Annotated in this window: 14 protein-coding genes; 7 read left to right on the forward strand and 7 right to left on the reverse strand. The window is 71.6% G+C overall.

Annotated features, from left to right (window positions below; translation table 11 throughout):
• Positions 1–75: 75 nt before the first annotated feature.
• The 7 genes from OB08_RS09965 (at position 76) to OB08_RS09995 (ending at position 8115) form a co-directional block, all read left to right on the forward strand.
• Positions 76–1263 carry an ROK family transcriptional regulator gene (locus OB08_RS09965; RefSeq protein WP_461474295.1) on the forward strand — a complete coding sequence of 396 codons (1188 nt, stop codon included), beginning with the start codon at positions 76–78 and terminating at the stop codon, positions 1261–1263.
• A 3-nt stretch (positions 1264–1266) separates the two neighbouring features.
• The gene (locus tag OB08_RS09970) at positions 1267–2364 is read left to right on the forward strand and encodes a substrate-binding domain-containing protein (RefSeq protein WP_461474296.1); all 1098 of its coding nucleotides are present in this window, start codon (positions 1267–1269) and stop codon (positions 2362–2364) included.
• Between the two features lie 38 nt (positions 2365–2402).
• Positions 2403–3329 (forward strand): ATP-binding cassette domain-containing protein, encoded by a 927-nt coding sequence (locus tag OB08_RS09975; protein WP_461474297.1) that lies wholly within the window; start codon positions 2403–2405, stop codon positions 3327–3329.
• Positions 3326–4576 (forward strand): sugar ABC transporter permease, encoded by a 1251-nt coding sequence (locus tag OB08_RS09980; protein WP_461474298.1) that lies wholly within the window; start codon positions 3326–3328, stop codon positions 4574–4576. The genes OB08_RS09975 and OB08_RS09980 overlap by 4 nt, the downstream gene beginning before the upstream one ends.
• Positions 4577–4865: 289 nt before the next feature.
• The gene (locus OB08_RS09985; protein ID WP_461474299.1) at positions 4866–5951 is read left to right on the forward strand and encodes a sugar ABC transporter substrate-binding protein; all 1086 of its coding nucleotides are present in this window, start codon (positions 4866–4868) and stop codon (positions 5949–5951) included.
• Positions 5952–6037: 86 nt separating this feature from the next.
• On the forward strand, positions 6038–6847 hold the full coding sequence (locus OB08_RS09990; protein ID WP_461474300.1) for an ATP-binding cassette domain-containing protein: 810 nt from the start codon (positions 6038–6040) through the stop codon (positions 6845–6847).
• Positions 6844–8115 (forward strand): sugar ABC transporter permease, encoded by a 1272-nt coding sequence (locus OB08_RS09995; RefSeq protein WP_461474301.1) that lies wholly within the window; start codon positions 6844–6846, stop codon positions 8113–8115. Before OB08_RS09990 ends, OB08_RS09995 begins: the two co-directional genes overlap by 4 nt.
• 59 nt (positions 8116–8174) lie before the next feature.
• On the opposite strand, the gene OB08_RS10000 is transcribed toward OB08_RS09995, so the two are convergent.
• The 7 genes from OB08_RS10000 to OB08_RS10030 form a co-directional block, all read right to left on the reverse strand.
• A complete protein-coding gene (locus OB08_RS10000; protein ID WP_461474302.1) occupies positions 8175–8873 on the reverse strand; it encodes an NAD-dependent deacylase in 699 nt (232 codons plus the stop codon).
• A 79-nt stretch (positions 8874–8952) separates the two neighbouring features.
• A complete protein-coding gene (locus OB08_RS10005; RefSeq protein WP_461474303.1) occupies positions 8953–12582 on the reverse strand; it encodes an HYR domain-containing protein in 3630 nt (1209 codons plus the stop codon).
• Between the two features lie 203 nt (positions 12583–12785).
• Positions 12786–14312, reverse strand: a complete 1527-nt coding sequence (locus OB08_RS10010; protein ID WP_461474304.1) for an ATP-dependent DNA ligase — start codon at positions 14310–14312, stop codon at positions 12786–12788.
• A 61-nt stretch (positions 14313–14373) separates the two neighbouring features.
• On the reverse strand, positions 14374–15075 hold the full coding sequence (locus OB08_RS10015; protein WP_461474305.1) for an ABC transporter ATP-binding protein: 702 nt from the start codon (positions 15073–15075) through the stop codon (positions 14374–14376).
• Positions 15072–16076 carry an ABC transporter ATP-binding protein gene (locus OB08_RS10020; RefSeq protein WP_461474306.1) on the reverse strand — a complete coding sequence of 335 codons (1005 nt, stop codon included), beginning with the start codon at positions 16074–16076 and terminating at the stop codon, positions 15072–15074. The genes OB08_RS10015 and OB08_RS10020 overlap by 4 nt, the downstream gene beginning before the upstream one ends.
• Positions 16076–18799, reverse strand: coding sequence for an ABC transporter permease (locus OB08_RS10025; RefSeq protein ID WP_461474307.1), 2724 nt, complete (start codon positions 18797–18799; stop codon positions 16076–16078). The genes OB08_RS10020 and OB08_RS10025 overlap by 1 nt, the downstream gene beginning before the upstream one ends.
• Positions 18796–21477 (reverse strand): FtsX-like permease family protein, encoded by a 2682-nt coding sequence (locus tag OB08_RS10030; RefSeq protein WP_461474308.1) that lies wholly within the window; start codon positions 21475–21477, stop codon positions 18796–18798. Before OB08_RS10030 ends, OB08_RS10025 begins: the two co-directional genes overlap by 4 nt.
• Positions 21478–21487: the final 10 nt, after the last annotated feature.

Raw genomic sequence — 21487 nt, forward strand, 5'->3', positions numbered from 1 at the left:
TTCCCGCCATCGGCGAGCGGATGCCTCGAAGGCACGCCCGATCTGGGGAAAGGACCGTCCGGTACAGTGTCGTCTGTGGCACGCCATAACCCGCCGCCGGGCTCGCAGACCTCGCTTCGCGAGGCCAATCGCGCGCGCCTGGTGGAGTCGCTCAAGCGGCACGGGCGCCTGACCCAGATCGAGCTCGCCGGCAGCACAGGGCTCTCGCCCGCCACGGTGTCCAACATCGTCAAGGAGCTGACCGCCTCGGGGCTGCTGCACACGTCGTTCACGTCGCGCAGCGGGCGACGTGCGACCCTCGTGTCGCTGGCCCGCCAGCTGGGCCTCGTCGCCGGCGTCCACTTCAGCTCGCGGCAGCTGCACATCGCCATCGCCGACACGGCGCGCGCGATCGTGACGCAGTCGTCGCTTCCCCTCGCCCTCGACCACCGCCACGACGCCGAGCTCGACCGGCTCAGCCTGCTGCTCGGCGACATGATGGAGTCGCTCGGCGGCTCGCTTTCCGACCTCCTCGCGGTTGGTCTCGCCCTGCCCGCGCCGATCGACCCGCGCACCGGGATGGTCTCGACGCCCGGGCTTCTCCGCGGCTGGGAGGGCGTCGACGTCGCGGCGAGCCTGTCCGCCCGCATCGGGCGCCCGGTCTACGTCGACAGCGAGGCCAACCTCGGCGGTCTCGCCGAGGCGCGCGAGGGCAACGGGCGCGAGGCGTCGTCGTCGGTGTTCATCCGCGTCGGCCACACGATCAGCGCGGGCCTCATCGTGGGCGGTGACCTGTTCCGCGGCGTCAACGGCAAGGCCGGGCAGATCGGTCACGTCACGATCGACGAGAACGGGCCCATCTGCCGCTGCAGCAACCGCGGCTGCCTCGAGACCTACGCCGGTGGGCCGGCATTGCTGTCGCTCTTCCCCGCGGGCGAGGGCATGCAGCGGCTCGGCGACCTGCTGCAGGCCGCCGAGGCGGGCGATGGCAGCTCGCGACGGGTGATCGCCGACGCCGGTCGCCACATCGGCATCGCCGCGGCCAGCCTGTGCAACCTCTTCGACCCCGAGCTCATCATCATGGGCGGTGAGCTCGCCCAGGCCGGCGAGATCCTGATGGCCCCGATGCGCCACTCGCTCGAGCGCACCGCACTGCCGGCCGCCGGCGGACTCCCCGAGATCGTCGGCGCCTCGTTCGGCGAGTGGGCCGAGACGCGCGGCGCGATCGCGATCGCGCTCGACCATGTGACGGTGGATGCGCAAGCACTCCCCTATTCGGCGTAGCCCATGGCGAAGTCGAGATCAGGACGCGAGGTTCTGAAGAAGGCGCTCGGCCGCGTGGCAGCGGCCACGGCGCTGACGCTCGCGGTCACCGGTGGTGCCGTCGCGTGCTCGGCCTCCGGTCCCGGCCCCTCGTCGAGCGGCGGATCCGACTCCATCGCGCTCCTGCTCCCCGACGCCAAGACGGCGCGCTACGAGACGTTCGACCGGCCCTTCTTCGAGGCGCGCGTCGCCGAGCTCGGCGACTACGACGTGCTCTACTCCAACGCCGACCAGGACGCCGCGAAGCAGCAGCAGCAGGCGGAGTCCGCCCTCGCGGCGGGCGCCGGCGTGCTCGTGCTCGACGCGGTCGACGCCAACGCGGCCGTCAGCATCGTGCGCTCGGCGAACGCGAAGGGCGTGCCCGTCATCTCGTACGACCGGCTCATCGCCGGGGGCGACCTCGCGTACTACGTCTCGTTCGACAACGAGAAGGTCGGCGAGCTGCAGGCGGCGGAGTTCGTCGACGCGGTGGAGGATGCCGGGGGCGGCGGCATCCTGATGGTCAACGGCTCGCCGACCGACAGCAACGCCGCCCAGTTCCGCGAGGGCGCGCACAGCCTCATCGACGCCAGCGGACTCGACGTGCTGGCCGAGTACGACACCCCCGACTGGAGTCCCGACAAGGCGCAGGCGTGGGTCGCCGGGCAGATCGCGCAGTACGGCGACGAGATCGTCGGCGTGTATGCGGCCAACGACGGCACGGCCGGTGGCGCGGTGGCGGCGCTCAAGGCGGCGAACGTCGATCCGTTCCCCGTCGTGACGGGTCAGGACGCCGAGCTGACGGCGCTCCAGCGGATCATCACGGGTGATCAGCACATGACCGTGTACAAGGCGATCAAGCCGCAGGCGGAGCTCGCCGCCGAGGTGGCGGTCGCCCTGCTCAACGGCGAGGAGGTCACGGCGCCCATGCGGGTCGGCGGCGTGCCCACGACGCTGCTCGACCCCGTGGCAGTGACGGTCGACAACATCCTCGAGACCGTCGTCGCCGACGGGTTCTGGACCGTGACGGACATCTGCACCCCGCAGTACGCCGATGCGTGCGAAGCCGCGGGCATCGGGTAAGGTCCTGACCTTGGCGAGGAGGGCATGAGCGGATGTCGATGACACAGCCGCGCGCGGGACGCTCGCGCGAACGGGTGCTCACCATGCGCGGCATCGGGAAGCACTTCGGTGCGGTCAAGGCCCTGACCGACGTGGACTTCTGGGTCAACGAGGGCGAGGTGGTCGCGCTCGTCGGCGACAACGGCGCCGGCAAGTCGACGCTGGTCAAGGTGCTCGCGGGCGTGCACGCGCCCGACGCCGGCACGATCGAGTTCGACGGCGCGCTCGTCGACATCCCGAGTCCGGCCGATGCGCAGGACCTCGGGATCGCCACGATCTTCCAGGATCTCGCCCTGTGCGACAACCTCGACGTCGTGGCCAACCTGTGGCTCGGGCGCGAGCTGCGCGACGGACTGGGGCTCGACGAGGTCGACATGGAGCAGCGCACGTGGACGCTCCTGCGGGAGCTGTCCGCCAAGCTCCCCTCGGTGCGCATCCCGGTGGCGTCGCTGTCGGGCGGCCAGCGCCAGACCGTCGCGATCGCCCGGTCGCTCATCGGCGATCCGCGCATCGTGATCCTCGACGAGCCGACGGCCGCGCTCGGCGTCGCGCAGACCGCCGAGGTGCTCAACCTGATCGAGCGCCTGCGCGAGCGCGGCCACGGGGTGATCCTCATCAGCCACAACATGGCGGACGTCATGGCCGTGGCCGACCGCGTGGTCGTGCTGCGCCTCGGCCGCAACAACGGCGTCTACAACGTCGCGGAGGTCACGAGCGAGACCCTCATCGCTGCGATCACCGGCGCCGCCGACAACTCGGCCGCACGCATGGCCTCCGAGCGGGCCTCGACGATCCCGCCGGCCGCGGGCGCTCCCGTCGACGGCGAACCGAAAGACGATGACGGCGACGGCCCGGCCGCCGAGATCATCCGCATGCCGAGCTCGCGGCCACGTCGTCCGTCGCCGCCGAAGGGCGGTCGTCCGTGAGCCGGGATCAGGCGATGCCCGCCCCGGGCGCGGACGCCGACGACCGGCGGCTGCTCAGCGTCGCCGGACTCCGCGGGGCTGTCGAGTCGCTGTTCGCGCGCATCCGCGGGGGCGATCTCGGCGCCGCGCCGGTGGTGGGCGGGCTCATCGTCATCTGGCTGGTCTTCCAGGCGCTCAACCCGGTGTTCCTCTCCAGCAAGAACCTCGTTCTCCTCACCATGCAATGCGCGGCGATCGGCACGATCGCCCTCGGGGTGGTGCTCGTGCTGCTGCTGGGCGAGATCGACCTGTCCGTGGGATCGGTGTCGGGCCTGGCCGCGGCCGTCCTTGCCGTCACATTCGTGCAGCTGAGCTGGCCCCTCGTGCTGGCACTCGTCGCCGCCATCGGCATCGGATGCCTCGTCGGCCTCCTCTACGGCTTCCTGTACACCCGCTTCGGGCTGCCCAGCTTCGTGATCACCCTCGCCGGCCTCCTGGGGTTCCTGGGGCTCCAGCTGTGGGTGCTGGGCGACACCGGCACGATCGGGCTCCCGTTCGATTCGTGGATCGTCGCGTTCGCTCAGGACTGGTTCCTTCCCCACTGGGCGGCGTATCTGCTCGTCGTCCTGTCGGTGGGTGCGTACGGGTGGGTGCTGCTGCGCCACGCGCGCCGACGCGCGGCGGCGAACCTCGTGAGCCGGAGCAGCCTCGAGATCGGCGTGCGCAGCGGCGGGCTGCTGGTGTTCCTCCTGCTGACCGCGTGGTACCTGAACCTCGACCGCGGTGTCGGCGTGATGTTCGTCTTCTTCATCGGGCTCATCGTCATCATGAATCTCGTTCTCACGCGCACGCGCTGGGGGCGCGCCGTCTACGCGGTCGGCGGCTCGGTCGAGGCGGCGCGGCGCGCCGGCATCCGGGTCGACCGCATCTACATGTCGGTGTTCATGATGTGCTCCACGCTCGCCGCGGTGGGCGGCATCCTCGCCGCCGCACGCCTCGCATCGGCGAACCAGAGCTCGGGCACGGGAGACGTGAATCTCAACGCGATCGCCGCCGCCGTCATCGGCGGCGCGAGCCTCTTCGGCGGCCGCGGGTCGGCCTTCTCGGCACTCCTCGGGATCATCGTCATCCAGTCGATCTCGTCGGGGCTCACGCTGCTCAGCCTCGACTCCTCGGTGCAGTTCATGATCACGGGCGTCGTGCTGGTCCTCGCCGTCATCGTCGACTCGATCTCGCGCCGTACGAGGGCGGCCACCGGACTCGCCTGACCACGGAGTGCCTTCACGCGGCGAACTCGCCGTCGCATCGATTCCCTGACGATTCTCCTCGTACTGGTCGATCTGCCTTCGTCCGGGCGCGATTTCATGCATTCTGCACCGTGGGACGCGGATTGACGAAAGACGAGCGCGCGCCCGTCGCATCCGCTCACCGGCGTTGCCAAAGCGTTACGTTCAAGACTTGACGACAAGAACCCCGGGCGGAAATGATCGCTACCAAGCGCGAAGTGCGTCAGGGACGAACCTGGGGCTCGCGCACTTCAATGACGAAAGGCGAATGATGAAGAAGTCTTCACTCCTCGCCGTGGCCGCCCTCACGGGTGCCGCCGCGGTGATGCTTGCGGGCTGTGCCGGCAACTCCGGCGGCACTCCCAGCGACAGCGGCGACGACGGCGGCGAAGCCACCGGCGGTCGTGCGTGTGTGATCCTTCCCGACGCGGCGTCGTCGCCGCGCTGGGAGAACTTCGACGCGAAGTACCTGCAGGAGGGCCTCGAGGGCGCCGGCTTCGAGACCGACATCCAGAACGCTCTGGGTGACGTCAACAAGTACGCGACGATCGCCGACCAGCAGCTCGCCCAGGGCTGCGGCGTCATGCTGCTCGTCGACTACCAGGGCGCCGCCGAGGCCGTGGCCACCAAGGCCAAGGCCGAGGGCATCCCGGTGATCGCCTACGACCGTCCGTTCTCGGGCGCCGACTACTACGTGTCGTTCGACAACGTCGAGGTCGGTCGCATGGAGGGCCAGACCGTCCTCAACGGCCTCGAGGCCGCGGGCGTCGACCCGGCCGAGGCGACCGTCGTCTACATGGGCGGCGACCCGACCGACGGCAACGCGGCGATGTTCAAGGAAGGCGCCGTCGAGGTCATGGAAGAGGCGGGCATCACCGCCGCTGCCGAGCCCCCGGGAGTCTGGGACCAGGCCAAGTCGCAGACCAACTTCGAGCAGGCCCTCACCTCGCTCGGCGGCCAGGTCGACGGCGTCTGGGTCGCGAACGACACCAACGCGGCCGGCGTGATCAAGGTCCTGCAGGACAACAACCTCGAGGGCGTGGCCGTCTCCGGCCAGGACGCCAACGTCGCAGGCCTGCAGAACATCCTCCTCGGCTGGCAGACCGCGACGGTCTACAAGCCGGTGAAGGACGAGGCCGAGGCCGCCGTCGAGACCGCTGTGGCGCTGCTCAAGGGCGAAGAGGTCTCGACCGACGCCGAGCTCGAGGACGGCACGCCGTACATCCAGGTGACGCCGATCCTCGTCGGACCGGAGCAGGTCAAGGACGTCATCGCCGCCGGCGACGCGTCGTACGACGACGTCTGCACCCCGGATGTCATGGCCGCGTGCGAGGAGTTCGGAATCCCCGCCGAGTAATCTGTCGGGCAAGAGCCCGCGAGGGCGTCGCGTCATCAGGCGCGGCGCCCTCCGCGCTCGCACCGACACTCTGCAAGGAAGCGAGTATGTCAGAGACGATCACCGCCACAGAGCCGATCATCCAGCTGGTCGGCGTCAAGAAATCATTCGGTCCGGTCAGCGTCCTCAAGGGCGTCGACCTCAAGGTGTACCCCGGCAAGGTGACCGCCCTCGTGGGCGACAACGGCGCCGGCAAGTCCACGCTCATCAAAGGTCTCGCAGGCGTGCAGCCCTACGACGAGGGCGAAGTGCTCATCGACGGGTCGCACCGCGACCTCCACGCCCCGCGCGACGCTTCGGGCCTCGGCATCGAGGTCGTCTACCAGGACCTCGCCCTGTGCGACAACCTCGACATCGTCCAGAACATGTTCCTCGGCCGCGAGGAGACCTCGATCGGCACGTTCGACGAGGGTCGCATGGAGAAGGAGGCGTCCGACACGCTGCGGTCGCTCTCGGTCCGCACCGTGAAGTCGGTGCGGCAGAAGGTGTCGAGTCTGTCGGGCGGCCAGCGCCAGACCGTCGCGATCGCCCGCGCTGTGCTGAAGAAGGCGCGCGTGGTCATCCTCGACGAACCGACGGCCGCACTGGGCGTCGCGCAGACCGAGCAGGTGCTGAACCTGGTGAAGCGGCTCTCCCACCAGGGCGTCGCCGTCATCCTCATCAGCCACAACCTCGCCGACGTCTTCGAGGTCGCCGACGACATCGCCGTGCTGTACCTCGGCCAGATGGTCGCGCAGATCCCGACGTCGGAGACCACCCGCGACGACGTCGTCGGGTACATCACCGGCACGAAGACGCCGGCCGGCGTCAACATCGTCGACACATCCACGCTTCGCACCGAGGAGGGAGCGGTATGAGCAGCAACGCAACCCGCACGGAAGCAGCACCCGACCCGCTCGCGAGCGACCTGATCGGCAGCGGCGTCGAGGGCGGCGTCGCCGACCAGGCGCGCGCCTGGTGGCAGCGCGTGCGCAGCGGCGACATGGGCGCCCTGCCCGCCATCGGCGGCCTCGTGGTGCTCGGCATCCTGTTCACGGCGCTGAGCCCGTTCTTCCTCACCGAGCGCAACTTCGCCAACCTGCTCAATCAGGCCGCCACCCTCGTGGTGCTCGGCATGGCGCTCGTGTTCGTGCTCCTGCTGGGCGAGATCGACCTCTCGGCCGGTGTCACGGGCGGCGTGGGCATGGCGCTGTTCGTGGTGCTGAACTCGCAGTTCAACATCCCGTGGGGGCTCGCGCTGCTCATCGGATTCGGCTTCGGGTTCCTCATCGGCGCCTTCATCGGCTTCTTCGTGGCGAGGGTGGGCATCCCATCGTTCGTCGTGACTTTGGGCTTGTTCCTGGGTCTCCAGGGGCTCGCGCTCGTCGTCATCGGACCGGGCGGACTGTTCCGCGTCGAGGTGCCCGAGCTCATCGCGCTGCAGAACGGAAACCTGCCCGTGTGGGGCGGCTGGGTCATGCTCGCGATCATCCTGGCGGTCTCGGCGGGCACGTCGTTCTGGGATCGCTCGCGCCGCACGCGCGCCGGGGTCCCCAACCGGGCGATGTCGCTGGTGTGGATCAAGCTCGCGGTGATCGCCGTCATCGGCGGAGCCGTGGTCTTCATCCTCAATCAGGACCGCGGCCAGTCGGTCGTCGCGGTGCAGGGCGTTCCGAACGTCGTGCCGATCGTGCTGGTGATCCTGTGGATCGGAACGTTCGTGCTCGACCGCACCAAGTTCGGGCGCTACATCTACGCGATCGGCGGCAACGCCGAGGCCGCGCGCCGCTCGGGTGTCAAGGTCCGCTGGATCAAGTGGTGGGCGTTCGTGATCTGCTCGAGCCTCGCCGTGTTCTCGGCGCTGCTGAGCGTGTCGCGCGTCGGCACGGTCGACGCCACCGTCGGACGCGACATCGTGCTCTCGGGCGTCGCGGCCGCGGTGGTCGGCGGCGTCAGCCTGTTCGGCGGCAAGGGCCGGCTCATGCATGCGGCCATCGGTGCCCTCGTGATCGCGACGATCACGAACGGCCTCGGCCTGCTGAACCTGCCGGCCGGTGTGAACCTGCTCGTCACCGGCGGCGTCCTCATCCTCGCCGCGACCGTCGACGCGCTCTCGCGTCTGCGGGGCAACGGCGTGCGGACGTAGCAGCAGGACAGGAGGAAGGCGCCGGGCGGATCATCGCCCGGCGCCTTCCTTCATGCAGGTCAGGCGCCGAGAAGACGCAGAGTCTCGTCGACCCAGACCGGCACGAGCTCGCCCGCTCGCCCCGCGCGCGCCTCGTCGAACGGGATGAGCGGATCACTCGGCACGAGGTTGAGCTCCACCGTGCGGGCGCCGAAGGCGGCCGCGAGGGCCATGTAGCCGGCGGCCGGGTACACCTCGCCCGACGTGCCGATCGAGACGAACGCGTCGCACGCGACGACCGCCTGCTCGATGCGGTCGAGCTCGTATGGCATCTCGCCGAACCACACCACGTCGGGGCGCAGCATCCGCTCGCCGCAGACCGGACACGGCGGTCGCGGCTCCAGGTCGCCGTCGTGCAGCGGACGCGCCCCGCATGCCGTGCACAGTGCCCGCCGCAGTTCACCGTGCATATGGACGAGGTTGCGGGTGCCGGCGCGCTCGTGCAGGTCGTCGACGTTCTGGGTCACCACGAGCAGCCGGTCGCCCAGCGCGTTCTCGAGTCGGGCGAGAGCGAAGTGCGCGGCGTTGGGGGCGACGGATGCCACGGCCCGCCTCCTCGCGTCGTAGAACGCCTGCACGGCGTCGGGGTCGCGCTCGAACGCCTCGGGCGTCGCGACGTCCTCGATGCGGTGCCCCTCCCACAGGCCGTCGGCGTCGCGGAACGTCGGGACTCCGCTCTCGGCCGAGATCCCGGCGCCGGTGAGCACGACGATGCGCATGAGCCCATTGTGCCGGGGCGCGCGGACGACGAGAGGCCCCGGAGGGCATCGCGCTCCGGGGCCTCTCTTGCTGTGTGGCTTACTTCAGCTTGAAGTTCGCCGAGATGAACGAACCGTCCAGCGTCGTCATCGTCACGGTGTAGCAGGCACCGGGCTTCTTCGGGGTCTGCCAGTTCTGGATGAACTGGCCAGCCGTCGAGTCGTATCGCAGGCTGGTGCCGCCCGTCGTCGTGACCTCGATGTCGTCGGTGACCGTCGCGCCGGTCTGGCACGAGACCTCCTTCTGCGTGAAGGTCTTGATCGCCGTCGTAGTGGTCAGCTCCATCGCGCCCGAGAAGACCTCGAACTTGAGCGGAACCGTCGCGCCGTTCTTGACGGTGTTGAGAACGCCGTTCATGTCGACCGGCTGGAAGAAGCCGCTGAGCCGCCATGCCAGGACCGAGTACGAGCGCTCAGCCGTCGCGGTGTTGCCCGCGCCGTCGACCGCGTTCGCGGTGAGGGTGTGGGCGCCGACCGTCGAGCCGTAGCCCGCCACCTGGCAGGCGACCAAGCCCGAGACGGTGTCCGTCGCCGTGCAGGTGCCCACAGCGGGTACCTGGCCGAAGACGTAGGACGCTCCCGCCGTCGGGCCGCCGACCCACGTGATCACGGGTGCCGTCGTGTCCTGCACCTTCACCGTGAACGAGCCGTGCCTCGTGTTGCCGGCGGCGTCGGTCGCCTGGCACGCGACAGTCGTCGTGCCGAGCGCGAACGTCGACCCCGACACCGGTGCGCAGGTGACGCCGACGGCGCCGTCCACGATGTCGGTGGCGGATGCCTCGAACGAGACGGCCGCGCCGGACGGCCCGGTCGCCTCACGCGTGATCGGCGCGGGCAGCGACAGCGTCGGCGCCGTGGTGTCGACCACGGTCACCCGAAACGCCTTGCTCGTGCTGTTGCTGTGCCCGTCCGTCGCCGCGCACGTGACGAGCGTCTCGCCGAGCGCGAACGTGCTGCCCGAGGCCGGGGTGCACACCGGCGTCACCTCCCCGGCCACGATGTCGGTCGCGGTCGCCGAGAAGCCGACGACGCGGCCCTCGGGACCGGTCGCCTCACCCGTGAGATCGGCAGGAACCGTGAGCGAGGGAGCGGTCGTGTCCTCCACCGTGATCGTGAACGATCCCTTGCCGGTGTTGCCCTCGTCGTCGGTCGCGGAGCAGCCGACGGTGGTGGTGGCGATCGGGAAGGTGGAGCCGGCGGGCGGCGCGCATTCGGCGACGACGTCCTGGTCGACGATGTCCGTCGCGGTCACCGTGTAGCCGACCGTGGCACCGCTCGGTCCGCTCGCCTCGCGTGTGATGTCGGCCGGCACCTCGACGATCGGTGCGGTGGTGTCCTCCACGATCACTCGGAAGGTACCGGTCGAGGAATTGCCGGAGTCATCGGTCGCTTTGCAGGACACGAGCGTCGAGCCGAGCGCGAACATCGACTCCGACGCCGGGGTGCAGACCGGCGTGACCGACTGGTCGACCGCGTCATCGGCGGTGGGCACGAAGGCAACCGTACGGCCCTCGGGGCCGGTCGCCTCGACGGTGATGTCGGCCGGGACGCTCAGCCGAGGAGCAGTCGTGTCACGGACGGTGACCTCGAACGACGCGCTGCCGTCGTTGCCCGCGCCGTCGACGGCTGTGCAGCTCACCGTGCTCTTGCCGAGCGGGAAGACGGAACCTGTCGGCGGCACGCAGGACGGCGTGAGCGCGCCGCTGACGATGTCGGACGCGGTGGCGCTGAACTCGACCGCCGCTCCGGCCGGACCGGTCGCCTCCGCAGTGACGCCCGCAGGCACGGTCACCGACGGATCGGTGGTGTCCTGCACGACGACGCCGAACGTCGCATGCGATTTGTTGCCTTCGGCGTCGACCGCGGTGCACGATACCTCGGTCGTTCCGAGGACGAAGTGCGTGTTCGACGCCGGCGAGCACACGACCTCCGCCGCGCCGCTCACGAGGTCGTCAGCAGTCACGTCGTATTCAGCCGTGGCACCCGAGGGTCCCGTCGCCTCGACGGTGACCTTCTCAGGAGCCGTGATCGCGGGCCCTGTCGTGTCGACCACGTACACGGAGAACACGCCGGTCGCCTTGTTGCCGGCCGCATCGACCGCCACGCAGGTGACCTGGTGCGGTCCGAGGTCGAGCGCCTCGCCGGAGGCGGGGTCGCACACCGCCGTGAGCGCGCCGCTCACGGTGTCATCGGCCGTCGCCGTAAAGCTGACGACAGCGCCGTCCGGGCCGGTCGCCTCCACCGTCATCGGCGAGGGCAGGGTGAGCACGGGAATCGTCGTGTCGACGACGGTCACGCTGAACGAGCCTGTGCCCGTGTTGCCCGCGGCATCCTCGGCCGTGCACACGACGTCGGTGACACCCAGCTGGAAGGTCGAACCGGACGCGGGGACGCACGACGTCGCGAGGGCACCGCTGACCGCATCAGCGGCGGAGGACGCGAAGGTGACGACGGCACCGGTCGGGCCCGTCGCCTCTGCCGTGATCGGCGCAGGCACCGTGACGGCGGGAGCGATGCGGTCGACCACGTGGACGATGAACGAGGCGGACGCCGTGTTGGCGCGTGCGTCGGAAGCCGAGCACTGGACGGTCGTGTCGCCGAGGGGGAGCACGCTCCCCGACGCCGGGGTACAGGTGACCGCGATCGGGCCGTCGACGGAGTCGGAGGCCGAGGCGGCGTACGTGACCGTGGCGCCGGACGCTGCCGTCGCGTCGACGGTGAACTCGGCGGGCACCACGATGCTGGGCTTCGTCGTGTCGGAGATCGCGACGGTGAAGATGGACGAGCCGGTGTTGCCGGCAGCATCCGTCGCCGAACACGTCACGGTCGTGGAACCCACCGCGAACGACGTCCCGGAGGCCGGCACACACGCGACGGCGGGGCTGCCCGACACCGCGTCGGTCGCGACGGGGTTGGTCCACGACACCGTCGTGCCGGATCCCGTGGCCTCCATCGCGATGTTCGACATCGCCCCCACAGCGGGGGCGGTCGTGTCACGGACGAGGACGTTGAACGAGCCCGTCGCCGTGTTGCCGGCGGCGTCGGTCGCCGAGCACGACACCGGCGTGGTGCCGAGCTTGAAGGTCGAGCCCGCAGCGGGAGTGCAGGTCACCGTCGGCGACGCCGGGTCGGCGTCGGTGGCGGAGTACGGGAAGGAGACGACCGCGCCGGCGGAGCTCGTCGCCTCGGTCGTGACGGATGCCGGCAGGTTGAGGGTCGGCGCGGTGGTGTCGGCGTTGCACGCCTTCGTCGTCCACGTCACGGGAACCGTCGAGACGCCGGTGACGGCGCCGTTCGAGCTGTTCCGGCCGGTGTAGGTGAACGCGAGGGTACCGGAGCCGCCCGTGGCCTTGGCCGCGAGCGTGACGGTGGCGGGGATGCTGGTCGGGCTCACACTGTCGGAGGAGCTGCCCAGGCCCGCCCAGCCGGCAGGGATCGCGATCGTGGCGGGATTCGGCAACGAGGCGCTCATCCCGCTTGTGGTCTGCGCCGATGCGAAGCCGACGGTCACCGACGAGCCGTCGGCGAAGACGTTCCCGCCTCCGCCGTTGCGGCGCGCGGCGATGAGCACGGTGAACTGCACGGACCCGTCCGTGCAGGCCGCCACCTGTGTCGCCTTCGGGTCGAAGGGCGCCAGCCCGTCCCCATCGAACGCGAGCTGATCGGCCACAGCGGCATTCGCCCCTCCGGCCACCAGCAGTAGTGCCGCACAGAAGGCAGCACAGATTTTGAGCGCACGGAATCGCGCCATGATGAAACCCCATTCTCCCCACCGGCTCGCGACACCCCTGTCGTCGAGCTCAGTCCCGCGTTCATCGTTTCACGGACTCCGGCGGCGCACCTCAGGGTCGGCTCAGGATTGGCCCAACCATTTCACGCCCGCAGCAGGGCGCGCAGCGCGTCGATCGTGTCGGCCTCGGCGAGGCCCTTGTCGGGACGGTAGCCCTTGACCCGCGCGAATCGGAGAGCCACTCCCCCGGGATAACGCGTCGACCGCTGCACGCCGTCGATCGCGATCTCGACCACGGTCTCGGGTCGCACGTGCACGGCGTACGACGAGCGGTGCGTCTCGATCGTCGGGAAATGCTCGGTCTGCCAGCGCAGAAGCGCGTCGGTCAGCCCCTTGAAGGTCTTGCCCACCATCACGAATCCCCCGGGCTCGCCGAACGCCCCATCGGGGTCGCGCGCCCCGAGGTGCAGGTTCGACAGCTGCCCCGCGCGGCGCCCCGAGCCCCACTCGACCGCAAGCACCACGAGGTCGAAGGTCAGCACCGGCTTCACCTTCAGCCAGCTCTTTCCGCGCCGGCCCGCGGCGTAGGGCGACTCGACGCCCTTCACCATGATGCCCTCGTGCCCCGCCGCGAGCGCTTCGCGGGAGAACTCCTCGGCCCGAGCGGGATCGTCGGTGACGATGCCCGGCATGCGGGCGTCGCCGGCGACGTCGGCGAGCACGCCCAGCCGGGTCGACAGCGGCTCGTCGAGCAGATCGCGCCCGTCGACATGAAGGACGTCGAAGAACCAGGGCCGCAGCACGACCTCGGCGCCGGTCTCGGATCCGAATCGCGCCATGGTGTCCTGGAACGGGCGGGGCCCGCCGTCCTCATCGAGCGACAGCGTCTCACCGTCGAGGATCAGCCGCTGAGCAGGCAGGGCGCGCACCACGTCGACGATCTCGGGCACGCGATGGGTGATGTCGGCGAGGTTGCGCGTGTAGACCCTCACCTCGTCGGCGTCGCGATGGACCTGGATGCGGGCCCCGTCGAGCTTGTATTCGACGGATGCCTCGCCCGGCACCGCCGCGATCGCCTCCGTCGCCGACGCCGCGGTCGAGGCGAGCATCGGCATGACGGGACGACCAACGACGAGTCCGACCTCGTCGAGATCGTCTGCCGTGCCCGTCAGCGCGATGACCGCGGTGGCGCCGAGGTCGCCCGACAGCATCGCCGCGCGGCGCACCGCCGGGGTGTCGCGCCCCGCAGCCTTGGCGACCGCGTCCAGCAGCACGCCCTCGAGCGCGCCGGTGCGCAACTCGCCGAGCATGACCCTCATCAGGAAGTCCCATTCCGCGGGAGTGGCGCGCTCGGACAGCTCGACCAGCTCGTCGCGGCGGGCGGCGACCGAGCCCCGGCCGTCGGTGGCCGCGAGCCGATCGAGCGCCGCGTCGGCATCGAGCACCTGAAGCGCGGGCTCGTCGGCGTGCGTCGTCTCGAGCGCGCTGAGGCTGCGCCAGCCCACGCCCAGGCGTCCCTGGCGCGGAGTGGCGGTGAGGAAGCCGATCGTCGGAGCGATCTCGTCGGGCGCGAGACCTCGCAGCAGGTCGGCCAGCGCGGCGATCTTGGCCAGCCGTGACGACGTCGCGGCGACGGCCTCCGCAGCGGCGACGACTTCGGTCAGCAGCATGCGTGCATTCTTTCACCGGGCGACGACAGCGCCCGGCTCTTGCCCGTGCCGGCGCCCTCGGCTACGCGACCGGCGCCGCGACCGAGCCCGCCCGCAGCACGCCGTCGTGCAGCTCGAGCACGCGGTCGGCCCGGAACACGATGGACGGGTCGTGCGTCGACAGCAGCACGGCCACGCCGTCGTCGTGCGCGATCGAGGCGATGAGGTCGATCATGGTCGCCGCGGTGTGGGAGTCCAGCTGGCCGGTGGGCTCGTCGGCGAGCACGATGCGCGGCGAGCCGGCCAGCGCCCGGGCGATGCCCACGCGCTGCTGCTGGCCACCGGACAGCTCCCCCGGCCGCTGCTTGGCGTGGTCGGCGAGGCCGACGCGTGCGAGCAGCCGCGAGACCCTCGACGACCGCTCCGCCGGATCGGTGCCGCGGATGCGCATCGGCAGCTCCACGTTCTCCTCGGCCGACAGGGCGCCGATGAGTCCGAACGACTGGAAGACGTAGCCGATGTCGTCGCGGCGGACGGCGTCGACCTGCTTCTCGGGCGCCTCGGTCAGCACGACGTCGCCGACGCGCACGCGCCCGGTCGTCGGGGGCTGGATGCCGCCCAGCACGTGGAGCAGCGTCGTCTTGCCGGCGCCCGAAGGTCCGACGAGCACGACGAGCTCGCCGGGACGGAGTTCGAGCGAAGCCTCCGACAGCGCGTGCACGTCGCCCGCGGGCGTGCGGTGCACGACGGAGAGACCGGATGCCTCGAGCACGGGTCCGCTCATGAGCTCTCCTCCTCGTGGGAGCCTTCGCGCCGGCTGCGGCGCGTCTCGGGTGCGGGCACGTCGGTCCCGGCGCCGTCCGCAGGTATGGGCTCCGGGGCGCGAGAGGCATCGTCGCCACTTCCGGCCGGCGGGGTCTGGCGCCCGTCGCCCGGCCAGACGCCGACGTGATCGGGGTTCAGCTTGAGCCGAACTCGCTCACGAAGCGAGAGGTGGTGCATGTACTCGGTCGGCAGCTGCAGGCGGCCCACCTTGTCGAGCACCACGAACTCCTCGGCCATGTCGTGCTCGCGCCCCTCGTCGTCGGTGTGCGTCCACCGCAGCACCTCGGTCGACGTGCGCCCATCGCGGATCTGCACGGTCCGCTGGACGTGCTCCGACACCGCGGGGTCGTGCGTGACGATGAGCGCGGTGGTGCCGAGCTCGCGGTTCACGGTCTCGAACGTCGCGAGAACCTCGGCGGAGGCGTGCTCGTCGAGGTCGCCGGTCGGCTCGTCGGCCAGGAGCACGCGCGGGTCGTTGGCGAGCGCGACGGCGATGGCCACCCGCTGCTGCTGCCCGCCCGACAGCTCCGCCGGACGCCGGTCGGCGACGTCGGCGACGCCGGCGAGCTCGAGCAGCTCGGTCGCGCGCTCGGGGTGCTTGCGGTCGCCGCCGATGGCGCGGGCGAGCTGGACGTTCTCATGAGCCGACAGGTAGGGCAGCAGGTTGCGCGCCGTCTGCTGCCACACGAAGCCGACGACCTCGCGGCGATAGGTGACCCGGTCGCGCGCCGACAGCGACGGCAGGTCGCGACCGGCCACTCGCGCGGAGCCGGCAGTCGGGGCGTCGAGGGCCGACAGGATCGACAGCAGCGTGGACTTGCCGGAGCCGGACGCCCCCACCAGCGCCACGAGCTCGCCGCGATCGATGACGAGGTCGAGGCCCTGGAGGGCCTGCACCTCGATGTCGGCGACGGCGAAGATCCTCACGAGGCCCTCGCACGCGATGTCGGGTTCGGTCATCAGTCCTCCTCGGTTCGGAGCACGGTCGCCATCGACGTCGTGCGCGCGCTGACGACGCCGCCGACCACGGCGAGCGCCAGCGCCGTCACCACGACGGCGATGAGGGTGCCGCTCAGGACGGGGTCGACGGCGATGCTGGGCTGGCCGCCGCCGCCGGTGAAAGGGCGCAGATCGATCGAGGTCACCACGAGCAGCGGCAGCATCGCGCCCAGCGCGACGCCGCCCACGAGGCCCGTGACGCCCAGCGGGACGAACTCCCACGCCACCACCCCGCGCGAGCGACCGCGATCGAGGCCCATGCTGCGCAGCAGCGCGATCACGCGGGAGCGGGCGTCGCGCGAGACGCCCGCGACGAGCAGGAGCGCGACGACCGACAGCGCCACGGCGACGCCCAGCGCCGCGAGCAGCACGAACCGCAGCGCCGACACGGCCGGGGATGCCTGGATCTCGGCGGTGGACTCCTCGAGGATCCGGACGGAGTGGCCGTCGCCGACGACCGCGCTGAGCTCGCCGGCGACGGCTGACGGATCGGCGTCGGGCGCGATGTCGACCATCACGGTGCGCGGGAAGAACCCGAAGCCCGTGAGCGAGGCATAGTCGGACTGGTCCATCAGCACGAACTTCTCGGAGCCCGTCATGCCGAGCACGCGATCGAGGGTGCCGACGACGTCGACCGGTGTCTCGACGACCGAGGCGCCGCCCTCGCCGAGGTCTTCTCTCAGAGCCGTGGACCAGACGACCTGCACCGGATCGGAACCCGGGACGATGAGCCCTTCGGGCAGGGCGCCCACCATGCCGCGCTGCACCGCCGCGAGACGGTCGGTGTCGGTGACGGTGACCTGCACGCTGTCGCGACCCGACGCCCCGGCGACCGTGACGTAGTCGCCGCGGAGGACGCCGACTGCCTCGTCGACGCCCTCGACGGCCCGCATCGCTTCGATCGTGGCCTCGTCGAAGTAGGGGCCGGCAAGTCGGATGTCGCCGCCGACGTCGCGCTGCGCGGCGACGACCGCGCCCCGGTCGACGGTCGCCAGCACGAGCGAGGAGAACACGGCGATCGCGACGGCGACCAGCATCGCCAGCACCGCGGTGGTGCCCGCGGCCGAGTCCCGCAGGTTGCGCGCGGCGCCCACGAGTCCGACGACACCACGGCCTCGACGCGACACGCGCAGCGCGGCGGCGATGGGCAGGGGGTGCAGCCGCACCACGATGAGCGCCACGGCGACGGTCGCCAGGAGGGGCGCCGCCACGACCAGCGGGTCGATCCCCTCGGTGGCCGCGCCGACGCCGCGCACGAACAGCTGCACGACCGCGACGACGGCGAGGAGGAGGACGACGGCTTCGACGATCCGCACGCCCTTGCTGCGCACCGGCGCGTCGAGGTCGGCGCGTCCGCGCTCGAGCAGCGCCGGTCGGAGGGTGAAGGCGAGGGCGATGCCGGGAACGACGCCGACGGCGATCGCGGCGACCGTGGGGGCCGGGCCGGCGTCGTTCGGCGTCACGGCGATCGCCACGACGGCGGCGGCCACGGCCGCGGGCAGCCCGAGGATGAGCCCCTCGCCGAGGAGCAGGCGGCGCAGGCGCGCGAGCGGAGCACCGCGAGCGGACATGAGGGACAGGTCGGCCCGGCGCCGCCGGATCATGAGCGCCGCCGCGAGGACCACGAGCGCGACACTCACGGCGAGCGGACCGACGGCGGCGACCGCGAGGATCGCGCTCGCCGAGTTGGCGCGCGAGAGGGCGGTCGAGAGCACGTCGACGATCTCGCTCTGGAAGCGGACGCGGAGCTGACCGGATTCGTCCACCGGGACGCTGGACGACGTCGCCGCGCGCAGCGCCGCGAGCAGCGCGACGGGCTCCTGGCCGAGCGCGGCCGCGCCGTCGACCGGGTACCACGCCTGGAACGAGGTGCGGAAGCCGGGCGCGACCTGCTGCCACGTCAGGGAGTCGACCCATGCCACGGACGTGGCCGTCGGCCGGCGGTTGCCGTCGTCGAACACCGTCGCGGTCAGCGCCGTGGGCAGGTGGACCCAGCGATCCGCTTCCGGGTCGACCGCGGCTAGCGTGCCGGCCAGCACGACTTCAGCACCGCCGTCGGTCCATGCGGTGCTGCCCGGACCGAGCGTGAACCGTGTCAGCGCACGCTCCTCGCCGACTGGCCACATCATCGCCTGCGCGGCATCCGCGCTCAGCACGATCTCGACCGGGCCTTCGCCGCTCCACGGCGCGGGCCACTCCCCTTCGACGAGCTCGACATTCTGACGCAGCCCCGGCTCCGATGTGAGCTGCACGATCGAGAGGGGCGCTTCCGGGTCGAGCACGGCGGGATCGACCTGGATGTCCTGCGTATATCCGGCGAACTGCGCGCCACCGACGAGCGGGGCGAGCTCGGGTTCGAGCGACCCGCGGTTATCGGCGAGCAGCTGTCCGACCGCGCCGAACACGCCTGCAGCGCCCTCGTCCCAGCCGTCGGCGACGGACGGGTCCGACGCCGGCCCGAAAACCGGCGAGCCGATGAGGCTGGCGGACAGGTCGCGCGAGATCGCCGGCATGTCCGACACCTGGTGCGCCACTTCGGCCCGAACGACCCCCACGAGTGCCCGCGGCGCGGCGGCGATGACGAACGCCGCGAAGGCGACGAGCGCCACGATGACGAGCGCGGCGCTGCGCGGCGTCGCGAAACGTCGACGGGTGAGGGCGGACAGGCCCGGCGATCGGGTCACTCGTCCTCCCTCATGAGCGGGGCGAGGCCGCCGGGGGCGCGCACGGTGGCGACGATGCCGGCGAAGACCAGCGCGGCGGTGAGGATCAGCCCACCGAGCAGGAGGGGCTGGGCCTGCAGGACGACCGGGTACGCCTCCGGGACGCTGCCGTAGGCGGCCCGCACGAGCGGGGCGACGATGAGCCATGCCGTCGCGATGCCGGCGGCGATGCCGCCGACAGCCCCCATCGCGACCGCGAACAGGTCCTCTTGCGCGCGGACACGTGACGCGCGCGGGCGTCCGAGCCCGATCACCGCGAGCAGCGCCAGCTCGCGCGCGTCGGCGCGGCTCCGCGTGCGGCGCAGCACCAGCACGACCGTGGCGAGCACGACCGCACCGCCGGCGGCGAGCCAGAACGCGGATGCCGTGGCGGCGGCGTTCTGCCCTGAACGGGGGTCGGCGATCATGGTCACGGTCTGCGCGAACTGCTCCTCGACCGCTGCGGCGACCGCGCCCGGGTCCTCCGTCGCCAGCCACGCTTGCGTCGGGAGGATCTCGAACGGGCTCGCCAGCGACAGGGTCCCGAGGTCGACCAGCATCCCCTCACCGGCGGACGTGCCGGGCAGCACCGGAACGATGTCGGCGATCTCGAAGTCGGCCTCGAACTCGGGCTTGAGCAGTTCGAGCGCGATCGTGTCGCCCAGCTCGAGGCTCAGGGAGGCCGCGAGTGCCGAGGTCATCACGGCCGGCACGGCGGTGGGCACACCCGGGGCGACGGCCTGCGTGAACGGCTCCCCGGCAGCCGCCTCCGGCGCGAAGGTCAGCGCCGACCCGGTCACCTCGAGGCTGCCCGGGGTCCCGGCCGCGGGCCGGAACGCCGACAGGTCGACGGTGTCGCCGCCGGAGCCCGCGGTGATCGTCCCCGCGCCGGGGACGAAGCCGAGCGGGTGATACGCGAGGGCGATGGCGGCGAGGGACCACTGGTCGCCGGCATCGAGCTCGAAGGTGACGGTCTCCTCGGCGCGGACGTCGGCCGTCTCCACGACGTTTCCGTCGTCGTCCTCGCCGATGCTGAAATCGGCATTGCTGAAGGTGAGCGTCTCTGTGGCTCCGGCGGCCGACAGGAGGCTCACGCGCACCTGGAACGCCGGAGAGCCCGGCTCGTGGAACTGACCCTCCTCGTACTCGATCGGCTCGCCCGGCGGCGCGACGAGGGTCAGCGTCAGCGCGTCGCCCGCCAGAGGGACCCCCGCGTCGGCGACGGTCAGCGCCTCGCCGAGGGCCGCGGGGTCGATGGTTCCGCCCGCGTCGAGCATGACCTCACCGAGTTCCCGTGCCTCGACGGCCAGGATCGGGATGCGGCCGTCGGCGCCCTGGGCGCTCATCGGGCGCGCGAGCATCGCGGCATCGGGCGAGCCCGCGGACGCCACCTCGGCGGCGGCCACGTCGTCGGGGATCGTGCCGACCTTGACGTCGGCCCCGACGCGCAGCGCCTCGGGAGCGTCGCCGAGCGCGGTGAGACTCGCCTGGTAGGCCCCGGCGACGGTGATCGTGCCGATGGCGAAGGCGACCACGGTGATCGAGAGGGCATGGCGGGCGGGGCGCCGCGATGCCAGCCGGAGTGGAGTGATCGGCGAGACTCCGCGGATGGGCGCGAACGCCGCGGCGACGCCACGCGCGATCGGCGTCGCCAGCGCCACCGCGACGAGCGCCGCGAGGGCGAGGGCGAGCGCGGGGGCGATCGCGACGAGCGGATCCAGCACGGTGCCGCCGTCTCCTCGCTCGACGACCGGCGTACCCGACTGCACGAACTGCCAGACGGCCAGACCGGTGACGACGGCGAGCAGGACGACCGCGCCGATGTCCGCGACGGCGCGCGCACGCGGCGATCCGCGGTCCGCTCCGCGTGCGGTGGCGACGGCGACGACGGCCGCGGCCACGACCGCGATGCCGGTTGCGACGGCGAGGGCGCCGAGGATGCTGGGGCCGGTGCCCGTCCACAGACCCGCAGCGAACCCGCCCGCGAACGCTCCCACCAGCGAGCCGACCAGAGCGACGACCGACGTCTCGAGCGCACCGAGCCATACGAGGTCGCGGCGACGCGCGCCGCGGGCGCGCAGGAGCATGCTCTCGGACTCCCGCGCGCGCACCGCCTCGATCGCGACCGCCCCGACCACGACGGCCGTGAGCAGTCCGAGCAGTCCGAGGGCGACGGCGGTCGGCCCGCGACGCACTTCGATGCCGTCCTGCACCTCGCCGAGCGTGTCGCGCAGGCCGCCGGACCCCTGCGGACGGTCGCCGGTCCTCTCTTCGACGGCGTCGCGCAGGCCCCCCAGGCTGTCGGCGAGCACGAGCGACTGCGCCCCGGTGATGCGGTCGAGAGCGGGCGTCAGCACGACGTCGCCGTCCTCGACGGTGACGTCGAGCGCCCCGCCGGCGCCCCAGCCGCCGACGGCATCACGTGCGGCGGCGGCGATCTCGTCGGCCGAGGCATCCGCTCCCGTGGTCAGGACGATGCGCGAGCGGTCGCCGGTCGCTGCGGCGAGCGCGCCGCGGGCCTCACGTGTCTCGACGGACCCGATGAGGGCGGCGACCGCGACCACGAGGAGCGCGGACAGCGCGGCGACGACGGCGAGCGTGACGAGGGGCGCAGCGGCGGCCCGGGCCCGGGCCAGGGCGAAACGGAGTCCTCCGATCACGCGGCCAGCC

Source organism: Microbacterium sp. HJ5, assembly GCF_054824025.1.